We start from the raw sequence: 23,582 nt of genomic DNA on the forward strand, positions 1-23,582 counted from the left end.
TTACTGTTTTAAATTATTTTATACTATATACTTACGCTTAAGTCAATGGGCTTGCCCTGACAGCTCCGCTACCTCCTTTACATTTCCAAACCCATAGCTCCGCTCTTTACTTCTGTGACCTCAAGCAAAACCGGAAACCAATACTGTCGCAGCGATAGTCATCGCGGTCGTCAGGCTCGAGGTGGTCGCGGGACGCAGAGCGTACGTAGCTGGATGAGTAGAACCAGCAACCGCCGCGAAGGACGCGGTACGTACCACTAACAGCCCCAACAGGATCTGTCGTTTTTGAGTCACTATACTCACCATACCAATCACTACACCATTCTAGCACATTCCCATGCATCTCGTACAATCCCCAACTGTTGCACGGTAGTGACTTTACTTCCACTGTTTCATATACAACGTAACTTACTTCTTGTTCTGGTATAACAGTTTCCCCAAAACTAAATGCTGTTGTTGTTCCCGCACGACATGCGTATTCCCACTGTGCCTCTGTTAGCAAGCTCAATTCGCCTCCTGTTATCTCCTTGTTCCATTTATCCAGGAATACCTGGCAATCATCCCAATTTACACGCTCCACAGGACGCTGATTACCTTTAAAATAACTTGGATTCTCTGACATCACCACTTTCCACAACTCTTGCGTGCACGCCGTTTCTGCCAGCCAAAATCCTTGACTCAGCGTTACCTGATGCTGCACTTCATCTCCCTCCCTCCCCTCTTCTGTCTGTGGAGACCCCATGATAAACGTTCCCGGTTTTATCCAGCGCATCACCTGACGTACATTTTTGTAAGTGATTGCCATCCACAATCCATATTCATCTCTGCCCCAATCGCGAAATTCTCCGCGAAAAGAGCAGTTGTCGAACTCTGTTCCCTCCAGGTCTTCGCCATCTACATAGTCCAAATAGAAACTACATCCCATGTATTTGGTATTCGGCTCTACTTTTTGTAACGACTTACCTTTGACTACTTTTCTGTCCATTTCTGCTCCAAAGTTCTCATGTTCAGTTCTATCCACCCGCAAAATATTCCCGACAACTCCTCTGTCGTTAATCATTTTTCATAAAACTTTTGTAACATTTTTCTCGTTTTTTAAACCATAAAAAAAGGCCCACCGAAGTGGACCTTGTCTCATCACGAAATTCTATATATTTTTCGCGCCTTAGGTTTCGATATAGTTTGTTTTTGCTTCGAGTTCTTCTTTGTTGTCAATCTTATCCCAAATTCCCAATTCTTTGTATGTATTGATAAGAGACTGTGTGCTTTGCTGCTCGTAAATGGCGAAAGAGTTGTGTATCTTCGAACCAATGATGTCTTGTAATTGCTCTTTCGTGTACACTGTTTCTTCTTGGTTAATTTTTTCCACACCGTAATTGCCGAGATTTGAGGCAAAAATCCCCGCAGCGCTTACCGGTAAAAAATCTTCGTAGCGAATAGGTGTAATATGCACGTCACCACTGGCCACAAGTTCATCAATGTCGCAACTCATATTGTCTTTTGCCTGCGACGCAGCGTTATACATGTAATATCCCAATTTTTCTTTGTATAAATCGTCATAAGAGTCTGGAATAATCGCAAATTCGTCCTGATTACCATTCTCCATGTATTTTTTCAAAGCCTTTTCATATAGCTCTTTGCCTTTTATGGTCATCGCCATACCGCGTTCTTCTATTTCGCCAAAACGCGCTTTGTGAAATGCCTTGGCTTTTTCTCCGCTCTCGTCGATAAACAGTACCTCTTCGACAACGGCTTTATAAGACGTTTGTCGCAATAAAATACGTGTTTTGCGTAGTGGTGGACCTTCAATACTGTCTTTTAAATTTTCGGGAATTTCCTCAGCCATAAAATCGTATAATTTCGAAATATCCAAGGAATTCGGAGTTAGGTGATTGAGATGAGGATTCGCAAAACAAGCAATGTCAGCTGCGATAGCCAAACCATTATCCATTAGATGGTTGTACAATTTGCGATTTGTGGCTTGCTGAGACCATGTAAATATTTTGGCCGCTTCTTGTATAAAAGTGTCCACTTGTTGTTGTGTAAAACCGCCTTGAGCCTCATATTCAGTGAGTAATTCGCGAAGCTTTTTGGAAAAAAAATCGCGGTTTTCGATGTTCTTCTTAATTTGTTCTCCGACTTCCGCAGAAAAAAAGCTGCGGTCATCTGGTTGCAGGAGAGACACAAACATGCGAAATGATGACTTTTCAATTTCGTTAAGGGAGATCGGTCGGAAAGACGTTGAGATAACAGGCTGTCTTTTCGCACCTGATTTTGTTAGATCATAAAAATCGACGGGGAACATGGCCATTACACGAAAAACTTTTGCCATCATGTGCAACTCTTGCGGTTTTCCCAAACGTATTGCCCCATGCCGCTCCGCACTAATGACATCCACATCGCGAATATTAAGTCCTAACTCGGGATGTTTGACAATAACCTCTTTGTTGATTTGCCGCACCATCGAGGCAAGCTTGTTATACAAAGGTACTTCTTTTGCGTATAAATCTGACAAATATTTACAAAATTGTGCACGAATTTGCCAGGAAGGTATATATTCACTCATAGCTAGCCTCCTTAAAAGTGTTGCTTACTTTTTTATAAACCGCATTCGTTTCTGTAACACACGTTATAATAGGTATTGTCATCAATTAAAGAAATATTTCCTTTACTGTGTCATCCCGCACTTGATGCGGGATCCACGTTTTTTAAGAGAAAAAACAATAAAAGAAAGTCTTATTTTTATTGGGTTTTGTACTTTTATTTGTAGATTCCTGGTCAAGCCAGGAATGACACCGTGTATATTTTATATACATTTAGTGTCCTTAGCTAATTGATGACGCGCTCTATCTTATATAATATAAAAAAATATAAAAAAAGTATTGCAAAAAGATTTAAATATGTTACATTCGTCGCGCATTGAAAATACCTTATACAAAAGTTTAATATGTTGTTAAACGCAAAACTAAAATTTCATGCATACCCAAAAAAAATTTTAACTGTTGATAGTTTATTTTTGGAGCACAGAATTATGATTATCTCTTATAAAAACACACCGATGTTCGGCAAAACAGGGAAAAGTCTGTCTGTGATCAAAGAGTAAGTTATCAGTAAATAGGTCACAGAGTTAGACTCTGTGGCTAATAGAAAAGCCACGAAGTGTCCCCCCATTTCGTGGCTTTTTTTATTTTAGTATCGTAATACTTAATTAGCCATGTCAAATGACATGGCTTTTTTTATGTAAAGTGAGTTTTTTATGAAAAGAAATAACTTGTGGTTTTTTACGCATGGCTACCGAAAACTGTACATCGGAGCTTTTGTAATGACAGTTGTCGCCACAGCCTTTGCATACGCCACACCGCTGTTAATCGGTTTTGTTATTGATCATGTTATTGCACAAAAACCAACAGACTGGAGCCAATTGCAGCAGTTTTTCCTACACTACGGATTGTGGCTTGTGGCAATTAGTCTGGTGTGCTTCGCAATAGCTGAGGGAATTTTTAGCTACACGCGCAGTCATTTAGCGCAACGTGCTGCCGAAGGAATTGTTCGTGATATTCGCGAAAAACTATACGACCACATGCAGCATTTACGCTGTACTTTTCACAATGCTAATGAGACCGGTGATTTGGTACAGCGTTCTACTTCAGACGTGGAAACAATTCGTCGTTTTTTGGCAATGCACGTACCTGAAATAGCACGTTCTTGCATTATGGTAATCGCAGTCATTCCGATCATGCTATCTTTAAGCGGAGCAATGACAATAATTGCAACAATTACCATTCCTATTGTTTTTTTGTTCACCTTGGTATTCTTTCGTAAGATGCAAAAGGCTTTTAAAATTGCCGACGAAGCAGAAGCAAGTATGACAACAACAATACAAGAAAATTTAACGGCGAGTCGCGTGGTACGTGCCTTTGCACGTAAGAATTACGAAATAGAAAAATTTTCGCAAAAAAATGCCACATACCGCGATCATCATTATCGAGTAATCTGTTTAATTGCTTGGTATTGGTCAATATCTGATTTCATTTGTTTGATACAGATAGCGGCGGTGCTATTTTTTGGTAGTTTGTGGACAGTAGCTGGTCATATAAGCCTAGGAGTTTTTGTGACATTTGTCACCTATGAAACCATGTTGTTGTGGCCGGTTCGCCATATGGGAAGAATTTTGGCGGATTTCGGAAAAACAACCGTCGCAGCACAACGAATCGCCCATGTCCTCAACGAGACGCAGGAGCAAGGTGAATACAGCAACATTGAGATTCCCGAAGGTGACGTTTGTTTTGAAAACGTCTCATTTGGCTATGAAGAAGGTAGACCTGCTTTGCAGAACATCTCCTTTCGCGTCAATAAAGGAAAAACGGTAGCACTTCTAGGTGCCACGGGGGCAGGAAAAAGTACGGTTGTGAAACTATTAATGCGTTTGTATGACTGTAACAACGGAAGAATCACCATTGGTGGTGTAGATATAAAAACAGTGCAACGCAAAGCACTGCGTGAACAAATCGGTATTGTGTTGCAAAATCCATTTTTGTACTCAAAAACGATTTATGAAAACCTACTGTGGGGAAATTTACACGCTAGCGAAGATAATGTGTACAAGGCCGCGGAAACCGCAGCGATACACAACACGATTCAAAATTTCGCCGACGGTTATCAAACACAACTAGGAGAACGTGGAGTAACCCTCTCCGGAGGACAAAAGCAACGCACTGCCATTGCGCGTACATTACTTCGTGAAACTCCGATACTTATTTTTGACGATTCTTTTAGCGCCGTGGACACCGATACAGAAAGTTCGATATTGCAATCGTTGCGCAATAAAATGAAAGCAACCACAACGCTCATTATCGCTCATCGTTTGAGTACCGTGATCAACGCTGATTGGATTGTCTTTCTCGAACGTGGAAAAATTGTACAGCAAGGTACCCATAAACAACTTATGAATGAGCCTGGCGCATACCAGCGTATTTGGAAAATGCAACACAATGACGAGGTTGACATTATTCCACGTGAACATGCACCACCTTGCGTATAACAACAACTTGTGCGGGTTCTAAAGAACGCGCACATTACGGGAATTTAACAACGTTTTTCAGCAATATACGAAAGACGTTATCATGTTGTTATAAGGAAATGGAGTTATGCAAAATAAATCTTTGTGGCGGCAAATTCTGCCTTTTTTGGCGCCTTACAAAAAACAATTTATTGCTTTGGTCATCATCATTATTCTCGTCGGAGCAGTGGATGCGATTTTTCCATTTTTGACAAAATATGTCATCGACGAGTTTATCGTTACCAAAAATTTCGATGAAGTGTATGTATTTGCCATTGTGTATTTCGCGATTATAGTCATGCAAACAATAAATATATGGCTCTTTATTAGTTTGGCCGGAAAAATTGAGACATCTGTTGCCCACGATGTACGCCGCAAAAGTTTTTCTCACTTACAAAATCTGTCGTGTTCGTTTTACGACCGCAATAGTGTCGGATGGCTTATGGCGCGAATGACATCAGATTGTGAACGCTTGGGTGCCATAATCGCTTGGGGACTCGTCGATATCGCATGGGGGTTATTGACTCTAGTTTTTGTCATCATTGCCATGCTAATACTCAACGTTAAATTGGCGTGCATTGTATTGACGGTTGTTCCGTTACTTGTTGTGGTGAGTGTGTTTTTTCAAAAATTGATACTGCGTAACTATCGCGGTGTTCGTGAAAACAATGCGCAAATTACCGCCGCATTTAACGAAGGAATTGTGGGGGTTCATACAACAAAGACTTTAGTGCGCGAAGAGAAAAACTTTGAGGAATTTCAAAAATTTACCAATAAAATGTACAATTCCTCATTTCGCGCATCTATTTACGCGGCAATGTTTTTCCCCATTGTACAGATCATTGCCATGGCAGGCTGTGCTTTAGCAATTTATTTTGGTGGTAATGGCGTTGTTGCCGGAGCAATTACTTATGGAACATTGGTCGCTTTTTTTTCATACGTGAAGTTATTTTTCGAGCCAATCAATCACATTGCGCGCGTTTTTGCTGAAATGCAAAATGCACGGGCCGCAGCGGAGAAAATATTTAATCTGCTCAATACCCCTGTCGAAATTACCGACGACGCCGCAAAGGGTATTACGGGATTGAAGTTACGTGGAGAAGTTCAGTTTTGCAACACCAGCTTTCAATACAAACAAGGTGAAGCAGTACTACAAAACTTTAATTTACATGTAAAACCTGGCCAAGTAATTGCGCTAGTTGGCGAAACCGGTAGCGGAAAAAGTACAATTGTCAGTTTAATCAATCGCTTTTACCAACCAAGTCAGGGAGAAATACGTGTCGATGGCGAAAATTATCAGCACTATCCTGTCGATTGGTACCGGTCACAACTTGGTATCGTACTACAAACGCCACATTTGTTCAGTGGAACGATTGCCGAAAACATTCGCTACGGAAAACTAGATGCGACACAACAAGAAATTGAAGATGCCGCGAGGCTTGTATACGCACACAACTTTATCACCGATTTTCCGAAAGGGTATGAGACCGAAGTTGGTGAAGAAGGAAATCTATTGTCATGTGGACAAAAACAACTGATCTCTTTTGCCAGAGCGATGATTACGAACCCAAGTATCATCATCATGGACGAAGCAACGGCAAATATCGATACAGAAACTGAGTTTTATATCCAAAAAGCAATATCGCGTATCTTGTCACAGCGAACATGTTTTATCATAGCGCACCGCCTATCGACAATACGGTCCGCGGATCGCATTTTGGTGATTTCCAAAGGACAAATCGTTGAGGATGGCAGTCATCATCAACTAATAGAACAGCAAGGTTTTTACTACAATTTGTGGAATAAAAATCATCATTCTTTAGCAATATAAACTTTAGGGGTCGCATTGCGGCCCCTATTTTACCAAATTCCATTGCATGAAATTTTCGATTAAAATTGATGAAACACTAAAGTTTTTGTTAGAATTGAAAACGCCAAAGTTGTGAGAGTTCAATGTGATATTTGCAGAAAGTTTAGACAATGAGTACGGAAAATGTTAAGCCGCGGATGCTATTACACCTTGCATCAAAGCTCAAATTTATTGAAAAAGAACAGGCACGTAGAATCTTAAAGTCCCCGCAACCAATAGAAGTACAGCTCAATGCTCTATTGAGCGAAAAACAGCTCTATACAGTACGTCTTTTATTTATTTTGAAATCGATACTCAAAATTGCCGAGCACAAGAATTTTATTTCGCGTGTAGAGTATATCCATTTACTCGATTGTCAATTTGCTTTAGCTCACGAAAATATGACCGATATTGCCTCCGCAATCGGTGATAAACTCAGTTCACCATTGTTGGTGAGAATTGTCAATTTTTTGGTAAAAAGTACCATTCTTTCCCCTGAAGACAAAGACTTTATATTGGACATCGTCGCGAAACAATTTTCGTCTGTTCCTCGCTTACCCAAAACCGTAGATGACATTCAACTTGACCGCGAAGAGACCATTTCTTTATTACGCAGAACATCGCCCATCCCCATTGTTCCACAAAATAAAGAATTTATTCTCAAAGAATACAACATTGTCAAAAAGCTAACCGATGACGAATTTTTAGCTTTAGACGAAAAAAACCAAGGAATCGCCATGCAACTATTCTCATACGATATAAGCATGGACCTAGTAAAAAAATTCCGCGAAAAAATGAACATTCTAAAAACATTGAACCACAAAAATATTATCGCCACCTATGACTTTGGTTTTTATCCTTCGTATCATCAGTATGCTTTAATCAAGGAGTTTGTCGATGGCACGACGGTAAAACAGATGGTTGGAAAACACAATAAACTCACATCGCCATTGGCATTAAAAATAATTTACTATGCACTCAATGCTCTACGCCATGCCCAAACTCAGAACATTACTCACGGAAATGTTCGTCCCGATAATATTGTCATTACCAGTGACAACAAATCGGCGAAACTCGGTGGTTTTTGTTTAGATCGCATTATAAATGAACAAGAAATGAAATCTAACGACAACGATGCGTATTTTTATATGTCTTTAGAACAAATACAAGCACCCGACAAAATAGATCAGCGTTCTGATATATACAATATCGGCGCTAGCTTGTATTTCATGCTTTCAGGACGTCCACCTTATTTTGAATGCCGCAATATGTATGAAATTGCCACTGCTTATATCCAAAATCGAAAGCCGGCTCTTCTCACGGGAGTTCCTGGTGAAGTTGTACAAATAGTCAATAAGGCAATTGAAATAGATAAGAAAAAGCGTTATCAAACGTTGTTTGCCATGCAGTCCGACATCAAAAAATTACTGTAAATGTTTTCTATTTTGGTGCTTATGGATAAAAAATTCACTGCCGCACGTTAAAACGGTAGTGCTTTTTCCTACCACTCGTTCGCGCTCACGCTTTTCGAAAATGTGACTCATAAACATTTTCCAACAATCGTGAGCGTTACCATCTCCGTTGAACATTTCCGTTTTTCGCCAAATCCATTCGCGTCGAATTTTCTCTATGCTATTCTTTTTCAAGTAATTACAATATTTTAAATAAATCCTGATATTTGTCTTGCAAAAAAAAGCATATTTATATATTATCATATACATTATCTTGTAAAAATTAGTATAGGAATGTATTATGATTGATTATAGCAATTTTACACCATATAGCGCCTTGATTGGCGGTGTTATCATTGGACTATCATCTGCAATGTTATTGTTGTTCAACGGTAAAATTTGTGGTATAAGTGGTATTACAGGAAATATATTAGTGTTTAAACGGCACGATACTTTATGGCGGACAATGTTTTTTGCCGGGCTTGTATGTGGAGGAATCGTAACTTTCACCTTATTCCCAACAACCAAAGCCTTTGTTAGCGATGCTTCAACCACTGTTCTAATATGTGCAGGTTTACTGGTAGGGTATGGTACGCGTTTAGGAAATGGATGTACAAGCGGACATGGAGTTTGCGGTATGTCGCGTTTTTCAAAACGCTCTATTCTTGCAACGTGTGTTTTTATGATTTCTGGTATGGTTACCATTTATATTGTTAAACATGTTGTGGGAGGTTAAAAATGCAAAAAATAGTCGCTTTATTTTGTGGATTTTTTTTCGCATCAGGATTAATAATCTCGGGCATGACAAATCCACACAAAGTTCTATCATTTCTTGATATTTTTGGTAAATGGGACCCCAGTTTAGCTTTCGTAATGGTGGGAGCAATAGGTGTTTATAGCTTGTCATATAGGTGGATTGTATCGCGTACAGCCCCTGTATGTGGCGACAAATTCTCTATTCCTTCCAATAAGGACCTTGACAAAAAGCTCATAATTGGTGCTATTTTATTCGGTTGCGGATGGGGGTTAGCAGGATTTTGTCCAGGACCCGCAATTGTAAATATAACTCTTCTCAACAAACAAGTAATTGTTTTCTTTGCCGCGATGGTAATGGGAAGTTTGATTTTTCAGTTTACCAATAAATTGAATGCTTAGAAAAAGGAATTAATATGCAAAATATGACGCTTGAACAGACCAAAGAAAAATGTGAAACTGTTGCTGCGATATTAAAAACCTTAGCCAATCCGCAGCGATTAATGATTTTGTGTAATTTAGTGGAAGGAGAAAAATCCGTCGGTGAATTGCAAAAAATTTGTGGAATCTCACAGTCTGTTATTTCTCAACATTTAGCCAGAATGCGCTTGCAAGGCTTTCTTGCCTCTAAAAAAGAACAAAATTTTGTGTTTTATCGTATTTGCGATGAACGAATTTTGAAAGTCATGGAAAATTTATATAATATTTTCTGTGCCGAAGAACAAGCATAATTCGCGTTCAAGCAAGGAAATCCAGGCATTCACAAGTTAGTTTCACATTGTGAATTCCTGCTTCCATAAAGCAATTACTTTATTTAAATACATTTCTGTTCAGTGGTTTATTGTTACAGCATTTCGAGTTTATACATTCTCCACAAAGTAACTCCTCCCATGACTCCATAGATAATACCAGAAAAAACCAACGCCATCTGTATAGAATACATATCAACAACAACCCCGATCATAGGTCCCAAAATAGCATATTGCAATTTTTGAGCTAAATTTTTTACGGATAGTACTGTAGCACGTATTTCCGAAGAAACGATGGCATTGACATAATCTTGGAAAATAGGAGTGTGTACTCCACGTACAAAGTAAAACCCCAAAATAAAAGGTAATGTTATTAACGAAGGTACTATTCCCATTACCATATAAGAAATCACACCAATTACGGTAAAAGAAACAAAAGCATTTTTTTTGCCCATACGCATTTCATAATAGTTGGCGGCACGAGCAAAAATCGCCATAAATCCCAGTTGTATCGCCCACAAAACTCCAAACCATCCCAAAGGAATGTTCAAAAGCTGATAGTAAGGCTGTGTAAGCCATACCATCGTGTACGTTAAAGTTCCAAGAGTGGCGCTGTAGAAAATCAACCACCTTATTTCTTGATGATCAATCAAGGCATACTTAGAAATATTTAATATCTCGCGAAACGGGTTTTTAATTTCTCTTTTAGTACGCGGCGGCTCTTTCAACAAAATAACCAAGGGAATGAGACTCAAATATACAATTGTTTGTGCGTACACAGGTGCGCGCAGTGAAATCAAAGCCAAAAATCCCCCTAAAATACTGGCGACGGCTTCACTAATCCCTGTTAGACTGTAACTGTACGCCTCAAATTTACGATATTCTTTCTGCTCAGACATCGCGAGTAAACTATCATAAGCCAATGCAGAATCCGCACCGGAAATAAAACTATACGCGACTCCAAGAGTAATAGCCCCCGGGAGAATAGCCGCAAAACCATAAGCGACACTATAAATGGCACACCCAATCGTAGAAAAAGTCACACCGAACAACATGCTGTACTTGCGACCAAAATAATCCGCAAAATAACCACTGGGTATTTCCAAAATGACAATGACAATCGCGTAAATGGATTGCACAAGATATATTTGGGTTTGCGTAAGTCCATTTTCTTGAAAAAACGGAACTAAAATGGGAACGAGAAGTAAGAACGTGCGGATGGTGCGAATGATATATATCAAATAAATATTTCGCTGCATATCTCTCATATTTTCACCGTAGCCCAATCGTCACCGTAGCCCTAATCGTCACCGTGACCGTGCCCTGACCGTAATCGTCACCGTGACCGTGACCGTAGCCGAAAAACATTACCCCGCAAAAAGCTGCAATATATAACGCGGTGGTATCATCCACTCAAACAAAGCCACGCAAATCACAGACAGCACCATGCTAAAAACAAACACCAAAAAAAATTCCATAAACACCATTGCATACAATGTTTGTTTACGACAACCCATTTTATACAAAATAGAAAATTCTTCTGTACGCAAGCGTAAAGAAAGCATCACTACGAGTATGATAAAAAGCACTACAGTAAAAATTACCAATACAAAGTATGCTTCAAAAAATGCATGCACACGCAAAACAAGAGACATGAGTCGCGTGATTACCTTGAGCGGTTGAATCAGAGTGACGCGCTCGTTCCCCTGGTAATCCCCAAGTAAAATGGTTTTACTTTTATGATCTTTCGCAAGAATTAAAATCGCCGTAACGGGCAAATCTTTCGCCTTGCCATGGTGATGAAATAGGTGTAAATTTTGCGGCGTAATTTCTGGATATTCATGAATTTTTGCTTTAGAAACCACGACATTTTTTTGCACCTTGTCGCTGAGATCATCATGTCCGTGAAAAATGCCTTCAATAATCCATGTGGTCTTTATATCGACAAAAATAACATCGTCATCAGGAGAATGTGTGCGCTGCAAAATACCCACGACCTTCATTTTAAGGGGATACGATGCGGTAATATCGTATAGATTTTTTTGATCGGAAAGGACAAAATCCCCTATACGTATATTCATACGCCGCGCCACTTGGCTGCCGACAACAGCTTCTCCCCAAATGACAGGCCAACGTCCCTTTGTTAGCTTGATATTGCGCATCGAAAAATAATCAAGTCGCGTACCGACAATAGGTACGTTCTCGTAGTAAACATTTTGCTCTTGCGCTGCATATAGTTTGTGTCCTGTGAACGGCAAGTACATTGGTATGGCCTGCCCGGCATGCTGTACATCTGCAAAATCTTGCATTGACAAAGAACCTGGATACGCCCCTTTGTAATACAATGAGCGTAATAAAATATCATAATCATTGCCGCGGTGTCCCGCGATTAAGGTAATCCCATGAGCGCGTTCCTCAAAATGCTGTTCATATGCATTTATAATAAAATACGCGGCGAGGGGGACAACGGTTGTCAGTAGCAGACAAACGGTCAGAACAATTGTCTTTAGGTAGTTATGAGAGATGTACTTATAAGCGAGAAATAGTATGGACCTCATGCAACAATTCCTTTTGCATCAAAACGCACAGTACGGTCAAACTTATCGAGAACAGAGTGATCATGAGTAATCATCAAAAACGTGGTGTTGTCTATTTCCTGCCATAACAAGTTCATAATTTTTTGACTGTTCTTCGGATCAAGGTTACCCGTGGGCTCGTCGGCGATCACGATAGATGGTTTATGGATTAAAGCCCGTGCAATTGCCACGCGTTGCTTTTCTCCTTGGGAAAGATGCTGTGGTTTTTGTTTGTTTTTATCGCGAATTCCAACAGCGCTGAGTAAGTATTCCAATCTGTCCAATGTCTGTTGCGTAATCTTTTTAGATTGTAGTGTAAACGGTAGCAAAATATTTTCGCGAACATTTAGGTAATCGAGAAGCGCAAAGTTTTGGAAAACAAAACCAATATTTTGTAGACGAAATAACCGTAGTTCTTTCTCTGATAGAAGATGCGTTTTGTGCTCGCAAACGTTAATCTCTCCTTTGTGCGGGCGTAAAACGCCGGCGATCAGTGATAACAGAGTTGTTTTACCACAACCACTTTCTCCCACAAAAGCCACTTTTTGTCCACTTGCAATTTCTAAATGAGTAAGCTCTATCGCAAAATCATTACCATAGCTAAAAGACAAATCGCGAATCACAATCATATTATTTTCTCCACAGCAAATGTGGAACAATATATTTCGCAAAAACGTCTTTAATACGCGATATGAGACGATTCAGAGCCGTAGCTTTAAATCGATCGCTAAGGCCCTCTTTGATAAACGCAATTTGCTGTTGCCCTTTTTCTACGGTGAGTTTTACCTGTTGTTTCACATCTTCGCCATGTAAAATGACCGCTTTTTCTTGCGCCCATTTACGCATGTAAGCCTCAAGTACATCTTTGGATTTATCCCAAAGTTCAACTCCATCATCATCATTAACTATATCGTTATACATTTCTTGATAAAATTGTTGTGCGTGAGCACTTAACATATCTTTGCTCATTGTCGATGTTACTCCTATGGATATGAAGAGAGTTTTATGATCGAGTTATTGTAACAAGAGCTCCGACAAAATGGATAATAAAAATTATGTTTGCTCCATCTTGAACCGAGGATTGTTTATTCGATATTATGCACTTTGCAAAACATCGAAAATGTGATTTGTAGCGCGGCGTATGTTTTTGGAGATTGTTTCCACTTGTCGGCGTTTTCTATAAAATGCTTTTTGCAATCATTGCCGTTTGTTATTTGTAAATATTTTTCCCAGTACTCATAAATAATTCGCGAACGTGGACCATCAATAATGAATTTTTCTTCTACTTTTCCGTAGTCTATTGTTATTTTATCGTTAGAAATACAAGCACTACAGCATACTATAAAAATAATAAAAATTTTTTTCATAAATATACTTGACTTTCTAAAAATTTGTGATAGTATATTCCAACCTCAATGGGGCGATTAGCTCAGTCGGCTAGAGCACCTGCCTTACAAGCAGGGGGTCAGTGGTTCAAGTCCACTATCGCCCATTTTTTTTGGAGACGTAGCTCAATTGGTTAGAGTACCGGACTGTCGATCCGGTGGTTGCGGGTTCGAGTCCCGTCGTCTTCGCACTTCAACCAAATTTAATCAAAAAATACTTGGAGACGTAGCTCAATTGGTTAGAGTACCGGACTGTCGATCCGGTGGTTGCGGGTTCGAGTCCCGTCGTCTTCGCCACACTTACCAAAGATTTCAAACCCAAAACAACCGCACAAAACTTCATAAATCTATTTTTTCTTCTGTAAACTTGCAACTAAATTACCCTGTTCATATTTTACCATATGCCCATCTTTATCTACCCACATATTGATTTTATAGAACGGCGTCTTTAGCTCGTAAATATATGTACCACCTTTGAGCTTTTTTAGTGGTGAGAACAACGCCTTGGTAAGTTGCAGTCTCCGAGGATGAAATATGTATACACTAATTTCGTTTTTCAAAGAAAAGGGGAGTTGCGAGGCAAATGCCGCAAAATGATGGTAGGAATTGTTATCGAGAAAGAGATAATCCACCCCAAGAGGAATCAAACGCTCAATGATGTGTGTATCTTTTTGGAATCTAGCCTTTACACCACTTTTCTTAAAAACACATGATGCCTGGACAGTGACCTTCCCCTCTTCATTTTTCTGCTTTAGTTCGTAAGATAACGGTTTTAAATTTTCGTCATATTCTGTTTTTGAAGTAAAAGAAGATCTTTGCAAATTGCCAAGAGCAGTCACTTGATAAACTTTTTTTTGCGCGTCAAAGTGTACAAAAAATTCCGTAATTCCCGTTTTTTTTCCTGCGGTTTTGGTCACATAGCGATACATTTGCCCTGATTTAAAAGGAAATTCTCTAATCTTTGGCAAAGAAATCACATCTTCTTCGACCATTACTTTTTCATCACTAAGCTCTATGACAGTACTATTAATTTGGTGTTGTTTTATCCGTAAAATTCTTTTTTTGTCCTGTGATAGCCAGAAAGTGAGTTTGCTGGCATTTGGTTTTTCCATTTTAAAAACGTGACTTTTGTGGCGTTTACCCGCAATTTTGATATTGCGCATCCCAAGGGGAATAATGGTCATTTTTGTCGAAGGTATACTCGAAGACTTCGGATTGATACTTTGCGGTTCTACCACAAAAGTAGATATGGGAAATTGTTCGCACTTTGCGAATATAGGCAACAATGAAAAATAGTTAGTGACCACGGTAACACCGCTACGAACAGGTAACTCTACATTGATTGCTGGCTTCGAAGAATTGGACAAAATTTTTACGCTATTTTCAGAAAACAAATACTGCTGTTGTTCGGCCGCCAAATTCCTTTGATACTCAAGTAAATAGGCCATAACCTTATTGGTACTTTTGCTAGTGATGGTTTTTTCATCGATAACGTATTTATTCCCTTGTACGTTGAAAACCGACCAACTTTCATTGATAAAAGCCGGCTTTCCTTGATAGTCTAACTCGGTAAAGCGCACATGTATGTAACCTGCCGACGCCTTGTCTCCTATGCTAACTTTATAATACAAATCTTCGCCAAACACAAAAGACAACATGCACAATATCAATACTATTTTTTTCATTGTTTTTATCCTTTAATTTTCTATTTGGATTTGCTTGAAATCGGAAGGATAGAAGTGTGGGTAAATGTAATGTATGGGTATTTCAACATTATTTGCGGTAATTATTTCGTAAATTTTATCTTTCACTTGTTGATGAGAGTAACGAGAAGAAAAGTGAAATAAAGCGAGACAAGCCACTTGCGCCTTTATGGCCAATTCACATGCTTCTTCCACTGTCGCATGCGTATTTTCTTCGCGATCACTACCTAACACAAAAGTGGCATCGTGAAGTAAAACTTCTGCATTTTGTACGATAGAAACGTCAAGAGGCATTGTATCCCCACTATACACCAAAAGATTTTTGTGGTACTCTTCGTGGATGGCTTCGCGTCCAAGATCTTTTATACAAGCAATCAATTCTTGTTGCGGTAAACCTTTATACTCGCTCTTTAAACGTTTGCGTTTCTCAATAATTTTATACCCTAACGATAGAGTTCCCATATGGTCGGAAGCAAAGGCTTCTACAAAGCGATTGGCATTGAGAGAAATTTGATCTCCTGGACGAAGACCTTTCCATGTCAAAACGAAAGGCAATTTAGGAATCGAAACGTCTAGATATTCTTTAAATTGTAAAATTTGCGAATCTTTTTCGGGATAGTATATACTCAAAGGTTTGGTAATATCTCCCATAGAAGAGGCTCGCGATTTGATTAAACCGGGTAACCCGCCAATGTGATCCCCGTGATTGTGAGAAATAAAGATATGATCTATACCATAGATCATGTTACGCAAAGCAAGACTAACGCCTTCTCCTGCATCAAAAAGAATATGATCAGGACGATAATAAAACCATGTGGAGTATTTTGCGCGGGAATATCCACAAATGTTTTTCATAATTTCGTGAGAAAGAGACATGATTTTTCATTTTAAAAATAGTTAAATATAAGTAGGTAAATTTTTACTCAGGTTAACTTGGACATTCGCAATTGTCAATTTTTTTTTACAACGGAATCATATGATAACTTTTTTACTACAGCATAAAACAAAATGGAATGTATTTTTTGGCATTAGTTTGTTTTTTATCTCTTTTTTAATATCCTTAGTATTGGTGTATATAATCAAAAAATACGCCGTAAAACTACGCCTCGTAGATCCTCCTGGAGAACGAAAAATTCACACGCGTACGATGCCTCTTGGCGGTGGTATTGCCATCTTTTTTGCAATAATATTATCTTTAATTTTTACTAGCTTTCTATACCACTACATATTTTCGAACACAGTTCTTGATGTATCTAGACAAATGATGTGTATTCTCGGCGGCGGTTTTTTTATATTTTTAGTGGGTGTCATAGACGATTACATCAGCCTAAAACCACGCACGAAGTTATTGGCCCAGGTCGCCGTAGCTGCCACGTTATTTGCCTTTGACATAAAACTAACGGTTTTTGTCAATAACGAAATCTTTTCTTTTGTCATCACCGTTTTTTGGGTAACACTTATCACCAACTCTTTCAACCTACTCGACAATATGGATGGGTTATCCGCGGGTACTGCTTTTATTGTTGGGCTTATTCTCATTTGGGTAATGGTTCCTCTAGGCCAGTGGCAAGTCGTTTTTATACTATGCGCACTACTCGGAGCACTTCTCGGTTTTCTCAAATACAATTTCCATCCGGCCTCCATTTTTATGGGGGATGGTGGTAGTTTGTTTATCGGTTACACGCTTGCCTCACTCACCATTTATGCCGACTTTTACCAAACGAACTTTCCATACTACGCTGTCGCACTCCCCATTTTAGCATTTGCGATACCTATTTTTGATACCGTAACCGTATCACTCTATCGTTGGCGTGAAGGTCGTCCTATTTTTCAAGGAGACACCAATCATTTTTCACACCGTCTCAAAAAATTGGGTCTTAGTACCAAACAAGCAGTTCTTGTTATTTATTTTATCACTTTTGCCACGGGAATTAACGCCACCCTACTCTATCAAGTAGACGACTGGTTGGGAGCAATGGTAATTGTCGTACAGCTTGTGGCTATTTTATTTGTTATTCATCTATTGGAACACACGGCTTATGTCTCTAAATCTAAAGAATAAAGATCGTCTGCTTCTCGTTACGCAAAACATATCGCTATTTTTCTTGTTACAAGTGATTTTACTGCGAACGTTCGTTTCCGCACAAGGTTTTGCCAACGTCCACTTGTGTTTAATTTTTTCGTGGTCAGCATTTACTTTTTTGGTGATGTATTTGCTCTTGCAACAACAGTACATTTGCAAAAATATATGGCTACATGTGACGATTTCTCTTTTGGTAATGAGTGTACTCCTTTCCATGCTTTTTTGCCGCGATATGCACCAGGCACAAACCACAATGATGGTTTGGACAGCAGACATCTGTACGTTTTTTTGTTGCTATTTTTGGGGAAAACAACAGCAAAACTGGCGTATTCTATTTTTCGCTATCCTTTGCGTATTTTGTGTCGAAATTACCTATGGCTTCTACCAATACTATTTTGAACTACCGGCTTTGAAATGGCAAATAGAACAAAACATTTTTCACATGGGCGCAGACGAAGGGAAGCAGCAGCTCTTAGAGGCTCGAATTCTTTCACTACAAGCCTTTGCCCATTTTCCGCTGTCTAATAACTACGGTACTTACTTAGTGATGTATAGTTTCGTCGTCATGGGGTTATTTTACAAAGTGGCAAAGACAAAGCGCAACATCGTGCTAATTCTTTCCCTTGCCGCGATTTGCATCATCAACATTTACATCACCAAGTCACGCGGAGCGATATTAGCGATGATTGCGGTGGGTGGAATTATGTTTTTGGCATATAGTTTCTCTCACAAGAAAAAACTCTTCTACTTGGCAAGTGCATTAACAGGCGTAGCGGCGATTGTAGCCTATTTCTTGATGACCACAACATCTTACCTAGATGTTGTGGGCAATCACAGTTTGACATTCTTAAGCCGCATGGGTTACTGGCAAACAACCATACCAATGTTCTCACAACATAGTCTGTTTGGCATCGGCGTTGACAATTTCTCTCAACACTTTTATCAGTACAAACCACTGTGGCTAGAGGAGGTCAACAATGCCCATAACTTTTACCTACAATTTGCCGTAGAAACAGGAATCATGGGTACCATATCATTACTGCTTTTTGGCGTTGTTTTTGTGAAGGCATTATGCAGCAAGCAAACAGACTCTACCTCGCAAAACGATCATACTCCAAAGCGATTATTTTTTTGTAGCGCACTAGTTGCCTGTCTGTACTTATTTGTAACGCAGTCTCTCGCCATGAGCAACTCTGGAGAAGAGTATTTACAATACTTGTTCGGCAATGAGTTGATTTTACGCGCTCTTTTTTATGGCGTGATTGCGGTGGGCATTGTGCTATTGTATATCGCGATTTTGGTAAAAAAGATACCCCTTTCCATCGTAGGCCTACGCATGGCTTTACTTGCTTTTGCGATACATGCATGTATTGACACACATTTCTACACCTATAACCTAAGCCAACATTTTTGGATCGTCTTCGGCCTATACGCAGCGCGGATATCGCATAAGAGTCAGCATATTCCCAAATACTTGTACGTGCTATGTCTCAGTATTGCCTTATTGTTTGTGCTATACCTGACAATACTTTCCCCACAAAACTCTCAGCAAAATCATTTTGCACAATTGGTCAAAATACAACAGACAAACGAAGTATTCACCAAGAAATCACAAAAGTATTACGAGTTTTTGCAACGCGAATTACGCACAAACAGTGACAATGCCGATGCACATGTACGCATGGCGTTACTTCTAATAAAATCATTGCAAATACAAATAGGTAATATCCCACATCACAAGCTTCGTTTATCAAAAGTCGCGCAAAAAATAATCGAAATAGAGCAACACATCACCATCATAAAAGAGACGAAGTTAAAAATATTCAACGCACAGCAGTTGTTTTACCGCGAAGTGGCTGATATATGGGAAAAATTGCAGCAAAGTGACAAACAACAACAAGCATTACGCCAAGCGGCTCAATGTTCACAAAAGGCTTTGGTCTTATATCCCACGAGTAGCTATTTTTTATTCGTGCATGCACAAATACTAGATGCCTTGGGAGAAAGTAAAGAGGCCTTTTCCTTTTACAAAAAAGCGCTGTGGTGTTCTGATATGATCTTTCCTGCGACTTATGGGTTAAACACTGCACAGAAAAAAATTGTTATGGAGCGCTTAGCGCAGAAAGTTAAATAGGATTAAGTGAGCGACAAAATATCCGCTAAGCGCTTTTCGAATGCAGAGTGACTGTAAGCATTGATGACTTCACTGCGCAAATAGTCGCCATCATAAAGTTGGGGGCGCGCTTTGTTACTTAAAATTTGTACTAGCGCTTCTTCGACTTGTTCTGAGGAATCAGGATCTACAAGAACACCGGTTTTACCATACAGTACCGCATCACTACTTCCATCTTTGTTTCCTGCTAAATTTGGTTTGCCGCAGCAAGACGCTTCGGTGAATACGATGCCAAAGCCTTCTTTCTTTGAGGGCATGGCAAATACGTCGCAAAGATTGTAGTAGTTAGTGATTTCTTCGTCGGGAATAAAGCCTGTGGTGATGACTTTGTCATGAAGATTTTCGGTGACGATGATGTCTTTGATACGTCCTATATCATCACCACTCCCTCCGATAATGTAGCGTACGTTTTTCACTTTTTGCGCTACGCGGTGTAATACCGAAAGAATGGTGTCATAGCCTTTGTACATTTCCTCTTTTGACAAACGACAAATGGTCAGGATGATTTTGTCGTCTTTGTTTAAATTCCATTTTTTCATCAAATGTTGCGGACGTGGGGTTGGGGTAAATTTGTTGCTGTCTATGCATGGCGGTAGGAAACAAAAAGTATCGTCGCTGTTTTTCGTTTGCTGTTGCACGTTGTTCTTGGTGTATTCACTCACGTGTAGTAATCGCTTTGCGCGTTGTAGAGCGTATATTTTACTACGCGACATATCTATGGCATCTATTCCGTGGCATGTTACGTAGTAAGGTATATTTAGCATTTTGCATATACTGTAGCACAAAAGAGCAAAATTGATATGCCCACATATGATCAGAGTGGGCTTATAGGCGAAAACTTTTTGATAAAAACGTGCCACAAATCGCACTTTGTTCTTTCCACAACCGTAAGAGTTTATGTCGTTGAGAGTTAAAAATGCATGTGCGACATTTTGTTTTTCCAGGGTGCCAATGAGTGAACGATTGTACATCTGAATGCCGCCAAAATACTTGGGGTTTTCTAGATCGGTGAGTAGTAAAAATACTTTTGGTTTCATATTGTCATCCAAAGAAAGTGAGACCGTACAACGGCCTCACTTAATGATTTTACGATTTTTTCAATGCATAGATAATGATTTGTAGACGAATACGCCACTGGCCGTTTTTCGTGCGCCATGAATACAAATGTTGCATAAACTTTTGTCTGTCTTGAGAGTTCATACCTTGCCATCTACGACGAAAACGACGCCCTTGTAACATATCTTCTAGGGCACTTATCGCTGCTTCGTAATTTTTTCCATTTTTGTGTAGCCTCTGAAAATGAGAAATCAACGACGTAACATCTGTTTGTCGCAAACGTCCCAAGGTCATTCCCGAAACAAATTCGGCCATCGATACCTGGAGAAATTTATAGCCTAGTTGTGCGCGAAAATGAGTGGCGTTGCTTGGCACCATCACGGTATAATATTCGTAGCCATTGACATTGCGCGACACTACATGGTGGCCTTCGAGAAGATTACCGTCCGCATAAAAACTGTATTGGTATTTGATACCATTCATCTCCGTCTCATGGTAACGAACCGTAAACTCGATTTTGCGCCAACGATTGTTTAGCCATAAATCAACCACATATGGACCACTACCAGATCCGACAATGATGTCTTTATCCACAGAACCATACTCTTGGAAAGTAAAACGCAATTTCACCTTTGTATTGGTAGGGTACCATGTATTCACGCTAACCAGTTTATTTGTACCCAGATCGACAATTGTATGCGGATTGACAATGGCACCACTACTTTTGTCGCGAATATTAAATGCCAGTTGGCGCTTAGCACCAAACAACATCTCGGAAATTACATACGCCTCCTCTGCTGGAGCAATATGAATTTTCTTTTTTTCAAACAGATAACCATCTTTTTTGATATTGAGAAAATACCAACCAGGCTTTACCGATTCGCCTTCTTTCACCCCACTCCAATACTTAGAGTTCACTGGTGTCAGAGTCACACGGCAACCATTCAATTTCTGGCCGCTACTTGCGGTGATAGAAAACGCTAACTTTCGCAGTTTTGCTTGCAGTTGTTGTTGAATCGTAATGGGAGAATCTACCGCTTCTACATGAAGATCATATTGTAACGTATGGTAACCTGGCATCGAGATCACAATAGAATACAAACCTGGTGTCATTGTATCGTTTTGCTTCAGGACGCGTGTACTTTTTGGGTTATTTACCTCTGTCGCCGTTACGCTGTAACCATCGTTTACAGGCTGCGTATCATAACTAATATCAAATACAACTGGCCGCGTGTATGTCGGCTGTTGGTTTTGTTCGAGTCTCTGTAACCTCTGTAATATAGACGCATTCGCATCTTCTAATGCTTGGATGCGCACATTCTGTGCGGCAATTATGCTTTCGAGTTTTTGTACTCTTTTACGCCACCCCTCTGGTTTTTGCGGCTTTTTGTAAATAACAAGACTGTCGTCGCCAATATAAACGGTCAATCCATCAACAATTCGTATATTTTTGAGTACGATGAGTTTTTCGCTACGAATTTGCACTTTACCCCAGTGGTGTAAATTGCTCAACAGACCAAGCATGATATTTTCATAGCCTTGCACATTGCGAAAACGCGCATCGCGTGCTTGTCTTTTATTGTTGGGTTTCATAACAGAAATCACCATAAGACGCGTATTCTGCATTGGTACAACTAGCTCAATGTCCACGACTTTGCCAGCGTTTTTTGCAATGTAGTTTGCACGCTTTAATTTAATATCGGCAAATAAAAAACTACTCATTACTAACACAACAAGTGTCATTTTTTGTATACTCATATTGTTATCCTTACGAATAAAGAATTTGGAAATTTTTGAATGGAGAGCTGAGTGTCTATTCCTTTTGTATATCATCCCATTTATAGCGTACCATTTCCTGCACAACATCGTTTTCGTATGGCCAAATTTCGTTTGCTATATGAAAAACTATTGCAAAAAAATATTATCCACAAAAACAATGTCTTGGAGCCACAACCTGTGGCAGCAGATATAATCGAAATTTCTCACAGTAAAGAATATATTGATGCATTTTTCAATAATAAACTAGATAAAACTCGTGCAAAAAAACTTGGATTACCATGGAGTGAGCAGTTAGCGGCGCGTACCAAGTACTCGATTGCAGGTACTCTACTTACCACGGAGTTGGCATTGCAACACGGAATTGCCTGCCACCTAGCCGGAGGTACCCACCACTCTCATTTTGATTTTGGCTCGGGATTTTGCATTTTTAACGACTTAACGATTGCGGCTTTAACTCTCGTAAAAAAACAATTGGCGGATGTGATTTTTATCTTGGACTGTGATGTTCACCAAGGGGATGGCACGGCGACAATTTTGCAAGAGTATCCAAATATCTTTACCTGCTCCATCCATTGTCGCAATAACTTTCCCCTAAAAAAAACCGAAAGTGATTTGGATATTCCCTTAGAAAAAGATATCGGCGACGCCGAATACTTAGAGGCATTACAACTTGCACTACACAAGATGTTAGAAATAGAACCCGATTTAGTTATTTACGATGCGGGTGTCGATGTCCATGTAGATGACGCCCTAGGAAAGCTCGCCATGACATCGCAAGGTATTGCCGCACGCGATTATTTAGTCATGAAAACATGCCACGAACACCACATTCCCGTGGCAACTGTCATCGGAGGCGGCTACCATAAAGATCTGGATCATTTAGTCGAACGCCACTGTATTGTGCACGAACAAGCAGCTAAATTCGCATAAATTCGTATATCGATACAAGAGCTCTGGTATTCCTTC

General features: G+C 39.6%; 20 protein-coding genes and 3 tRNA genes. 12 read left to right on the forward strand and 11 right to left on the reverse strand.

Annotated features, from left to right (window positions below; translation table 11 throughout):
• Positions 1 to 106: 106 nt before the first annotated feature.
• Both UABAM_RS30045 and UABAM_RS30050 read right to left on the reverse strand, forming a co-directional pair.
• A complete protein-coding gene (locus UABAM_RS30045; RefSeq protein WP_173013659.1) occupies positions 107 to 985 on the reverse strand; it encodes a formylglycine-generating enzyme family protein in 879 nt (292 codons plus the stop codon).
• 180 nt (positions 986 to 1,165) lie between these two features.
• Complete coding sequence (locus tag UABAM_RS30050; protein WP_151971683.1) at positions 1,166 to 2,566, reverse strand: 2-oxoadipate dioxygenase/decarboxylase family protein; 1,401 nt, start codon at positions 2,564 to 2,566, stop codon at positions 1,166 to 1,168.
• A 690-nt stretch (positions 2,567 to 3,256) separates the two neighbouring features.
• On the opposite strand from UABAM_RS30050, the gene UABAM_RS30055 reads away from it, so the two are divergent.
• The 6 genes from UABAM_RS30055 to UABAM_RS30080 all read left to right on the forward strand — a co-directional run bounded on the left by UABAM_RS30055 (position 3,257) and on the right by UABAM_RS30080 (position 9,843).
• Complete coding sequence (locus tag UABAM_RS30055) at positions 3,257 to 5,041, forward strand: ABC transporter ATP-binding protein (RefSeq protein ID WP_151971684.1); 1,785 nt, start codon at positions 3,257 to 3,259, stop codon at positions 5,039 to 5,041.
• Positions 5,042 to 5,147: 106 nt separating this feature from the next.
• Complete coding sequence (locus UABAM_RS30060) at positions 5,148 to 6,890, forward strand: ABC transporter ATP-binding protein (RefSeq protein WP_151971685.1); 1,743 nt, start codon at positions 5,148 to 5,150, stop codon at positions 6,888 to 6,890.
• Positions 6,891 to 7,039: 149 nt separating this feature from the next.
• The gene (locus UABAM_RS30065) at positions 7,040 to 8,341 is read left to right on the forward strand and encodes a serine/threonine protein kinase (RefSeq protein WP_151971686.1); all 1,302 of its coding nucleotides are present in this window, start codon (positions 7,040 to 7,042) and stop codon (positions 8,339 to 8,341) included.
• Positions 8,342 to 8,657: 316 nt separating this feature from the next.
• The gene (locus UABAM_RS30070; RefSeq protein ID WP_151971687.1) at positions 8,658 to 9,095 is read left to right on the forward strand and encodes a YeeE/YedE family protein; all 438 of its coding nucleotides are present in this window, start codon (positions 8,658 to 8,660) and stop codon (positions 9,093 to 9,095) included.
• A gap of 2 nt (positions 9,096 to 9,097) precedes the next feature.
• Entirely contained in the window at positions 9,098 to 9,514 is a 417-nt protein-coding gene (locus UABAM_RS30075) for a DUF6691 family protein (RefSeq protein ID WP_151971688.1), read from the forward strand.
• Positions 9,515 to 9,528: 14 nt separating this feature from the next.
• On the forward strand, positions 9,529 to 9,843 hold the full coding sequence (locus tag UABAM_RS30080) for an ArsR/SmtB family transcription factor (protein WP_151971689.1): 315 nt from the start codon (positions 9,529 to 9,531) through the stop codon (positions 9,841 to 9,843).
• Positions 9,844 to 9,956: 113 nt separating this feature from the next.
• Here UABAM_RS30080 and UABAM_RS30085 read toward each other — a convergent pair whose 3' ends face one another.
• The 5 genes from UABAM_RS30085 to UABAM_RS30105 all read right to left on the reverse strand — a co-directional run bounded on the left by UABAM_RS30085 (position 9,957) and on the right by UABAM_RS30105 (position 13,804).
• Complete coding sequence (locus UABAM_RS30085) at positions 9,957 to 11,129, reverse strand: MFS transporter (RefSeq protein ID WP_151971690.1); 1,173 nt, start codon at positions 11,127 to 11,129, stop codon at positions 9,957 to 9,959.
• A gap of 99 nt (positions 11,130 to 11,228) precedes the next feature.
• Complete coding sequence (locus UABAM_RS30090) at positions 11,229 to 12,419, reverse strand: FtsX-like permease family protein (RefSeq protein ID WP_151971691.1); 1,191 nt, start codon at positions 12,417 to 12,419, stop codon at positions 11,229 to 11,231.
• Positions 12,416 to 13,066: an ABC transporter ATP-binding protein gene (locus tag UABAM_RS30095; RefSeq protein ID WP_151971692.1), complete on the reverse strand. Its 651-nt coding sequence runs from the start codon at positions 13,064 to 13,066 to the stop codon at positions 12,416 to 12,418. The genes UABAM_RS30090 and UABAM_RS30095 overlap by 4 nt, the downstream gene beginning before the upstream one ends.
• Before the next feature lies 1 nt (position 13,067).
• On the reverse strand, positions 13,068 to 13,406 hold the full coding sequence (locus UABAM_RS30100; protein ID WP_151971693.1) for a hypothetical protein: 339 nt from the start codon (positions 13,404 to 13,406) through the stop codon (positions 13,068 to 13,070).
• A gap of 116 nt (positions 13,407 to 13,522) precedes the next feature.
• The gene (locus UABAM_RS30105; protein ID WP_151971694.1) at positions 13,523 to 13,804 is read right to left on the reverse strand and encodes a hypothetical protein; all 282 of its coding nucleotides are present in this window, start codon (positions 13,802 to 13,804) and stop codon (positions 13,523 to 13,525) included.
• A 51-nt stretch (positions 13,805 to 13,855) separates the two neighbouring features.
• Between UABAM_RS30105 and UABAM_RS30110 the strand changes: the two genes are divergently transcribed.
• From UABAM_RS30110 to UABAM_RS30120, 3 genes are all read left to right on the forward strand, one after another.
• A tRNA-Val gene (locus tag UABAM_RS30110) sits at positions 13,856 to 13,929 on the forward strand.
• Between the two features lie 8 nt (positions 13,930 to 13,937).
• Positions 13,938 to 14,011, forward strand: a tRNA-Asp gene (locus UABAM_RS30115).
• A 31-nt stretch (positions 14,012 to 14,042) separates the two neighbouring features.
• A tRNA-Asp gene (locus tag UABAM_RS30120) sits at positions 14,043 to 14,119 on the forward strand.
• A gap of 50 nt (positions 14,120 to 14,169) precedes the next feature.
• Here the strand turns inward: UABAM_RS30120 and UABAM_RS30125 are convergent.
• Together UABAM_RS30125 and UABAM_RS30130 are read right to left on the reverse strand one after the other, a co-directional pair.
• Positions 14,170 to 15,507: a hypothetical protein gene (locus tag UABAM_RS30125; protein WP_151971695.1), complete on the reverse strand. Its 1,338-nt coding sequence runs from the start codon at positions 15,505 to 15,507 to the stop codon at positions 14,170 to 14,172.
• 12 nt (positions 15,508 to 15,519) lie between these two features.
• Complete coding sequence (locus UABAM_RS30130) at positions 15,520 to 16,401, reverse strand: MBL fold metallo-hydrolase (protein ID WP_151971696.1); 882 nt, start codon at positions 16,399 to 16,401, stop codon at positions 15,520 to 15,522.
• A gap of 100 nt (positions 16,402 to 16,501) precedes the next feature.
• On the opposite strand from UABAM_RS30130, the gene UABAM_RS30135 reads away from it, so the two are divergent.
• Together UABAM_RS30135 and UABAM_RS30140 are read left to right on the forward strand one after the other, a co-directional pair.
• On the forward strand, positions 16,502 to 17,587 hold the full coding sequence (locus UABAM_RS30135; protein WP_151971697.1) for a glycosyltransferase family 4 protein: 1,086 nt from the start codon (positions 16,502 to 16,504) through the stop codon (positions 17,585 to 17,587).
• Positions 17,565 to 19,742 carry an O-antigen ligase family protein gene (locus UABAM_RS30140; RefSeq protein WP_151971698.1) on the forward strand — a complete coding sequence of 726 codons (2,178 nt, stop codon included), beginning with the start codon at positions 17,565 to 17,567 and terminating at the stop codon, positions 19,740 to 19,742. The genes UABAM_RS30135 and UABAM_RS30140 overlap by 23 nt, the downstream gene beginning before the upstream one ends.
• Before the next feature lie 2 nt (positions 19,743 to 19,744).
• Here the strand turns inward: UABAM_RS30140 and UABAM_RS30145 are convergent, their stop codons facing one another.
• Together UABAM_RS30145 and UABAM_RS30150 are read right to left on the reverse strand one after the other, a co-directional pair.
• Positions 19,745 to 20,818 carry a glycosyltransferase family 4 protein gene (locus tag UABAM_RS30145; RefSeq protein WP_151971699.1) on the reverse strand — a complete coding sequence of 358 codons (1,074 nt, stop codon included), beginning with the start codon at positions 20,816 to 20,818 and terminating at the stop codon, positions 19,745 to 19,747.
• Positions 20,819 to 20,867: 49 nt separating this feature from the next.
• Positions 20,868 to 22,595, reverse strand: coding sequence for a hypothetical protein (locus tag UABAM_RS30150; protein WP_151971700.1), 1,728 nt, complete (start codon positions 22,593 to 22,595; stop codon positions 20,868 to 20,870).
• Between the two features lie 51 nt (positions 22,596 to 22,646).
• On the opposite strand from UABAM_RS30150, the gene UABAM_RS30155 reads away from it, so the two are divergent.
• Positions 22,647 to 23,546 carry a histone deacetylase family protein gene (locus UABAM_RS30155; RefSeq protein WP_151971701.1) on the forward strand — a complete coding sequence of 300 codons (900 nt, stop codon included), beginning with the start codon at positions 22,647 to 22,649 and terminating at the stop codon, positions 23,544 to 23,546.
• Positions 23,547 to 23,582: the final 36 nt, after the last annotated feature.

The sequence above is a fragment of the Candidatus Uabimicrobium amorphum genome (genome assembly GCF_009002475.1).
GTDB lineage: Bacteria > Planctomycetota > Uabimicrobiia > Uabimicrobiales > Uabimicrobiaceae > Uabimicrobium > Uabimicrobium amorphum.

Coding starts and splice junctions, on each gene's coding strand:
- UABAM_RS30150 (WP_151971700.1), bottom strand. CDS start 22,595: ATGAGTATACAAAAAATGACACTTGTTGTGTTAGTAATGAGTAGTTTT.
- UABAM_RS30080 (WP_151971689.1), top strand. CDS start 9,529: ATGCAAAATATGACGCTTGAACAGACCAAAGAAAAATGTGAAACTGTT.
- UABAM_RS30100 (WP_151971693.1), bottom strand. CDS start 13,406: ATGAGCAAAGATATGTTAAGTGCTCACGCACAACAATTTTATCAAGAA.
- UABAM_RS30060 (WP_151971685.1), top strand. CDS start 5,148: ATGCAAAATAAATCTTTGTGGCGGCAAATTCTGCCTTTTTTGGCGCCT.
- UABAM_RS30090 (WP_151971691.1), bottom strand. CDS start 12,419: ATGAGGTCCATACTATTTCTCGCTTATAAGTACATCTCTCATAACTAC.
- UABAM_RS30045 (WP_173013659.1), bottom strand. CDS start 985: ATGGACAGAAAAGTAGTCAAAGGTAAGTCGTTACAAAAAGTAGAGCCG.
- UABAM_RS30085 (WP_151971690.1), bottom strand. CDS start 11,129: ATGAGAGATATGCAGCGAAATATTTATTTGATATATATCATTCGCACC.
- UABAM_RS30140 (WP_151971698.1), top strand. CDS start 17,565: ATGTCTCTAAATCTAAAGAATAAAGATCGTCTGCTTCTCGTTACGCAA.
- UABAM_RS30135 (WP_151971697.1), top strand. CDS start 16,502: ATGATAACTTTTTTACTACAGCATAAAACAAAATGGAATGTATTTTTT.
- UABAM_RS30145 (WP_151971699.1), bottom strand. CDS start 20,818: ATGAAACCAAAAGTATTTTTACTACTCACCGATCTAGAAAACCCCAAG.
- UABAM_RS30065 (WP_151971686.1), top strand. CDS start 7,040: ATGAGTACGGAAAATGTTAAGCCGCGGATGCTATTACACCTTGCATCA.
- UABAM_RS30125 (WP_151971695.1), bottom strand. CDS start 15,507: ATGAAAAAAATAGTATTGATATTGTGCATGTTGTCTTTTGTGTTTGGC.
- UABAM_RS30130 (WP_151971696.1), bottom strand. CDS start 16,401: ATGTCTCTTTCTCACGAAATTATGAAAAACATTTGTGGATATTCCCGC.
- UABAM_RS30075 (WP_151971688.1), top strand. CDS start 9,098: ATGCAAAAAATAGTCGCTTTATTTTGTGGATTTTTTTTCGCATCAGGA.
- UABAM_RS30105 (WP_151971694.1), bottom strand. CDS start 13,804: ATGAAAAAAATTTTTATTATTTTTATAGTATGCTGTAGTGCTTGTATT.
- UABAM_RS30050 (WP_151971683.1), bottom strand. CDS start 2,566: ATGAGTGAATATATACCTTCCTGGCAAATTCGTGCACAATTTTGTAAA.
- UABAM_RS30055 (WP_151971684.1), top strand. CDS start 3,257: ATGAAAAGAAATAACTTGTGGTTTTTTACGCATGGCTACCGAAAACTG.
- UABAM_RS30095 (WP_151971692.1), bottom strand. CDS start 13,066: ATGATTGTGATTCGCGATTTGTCTTTTAGCTATGGTAATGATTTTGCG.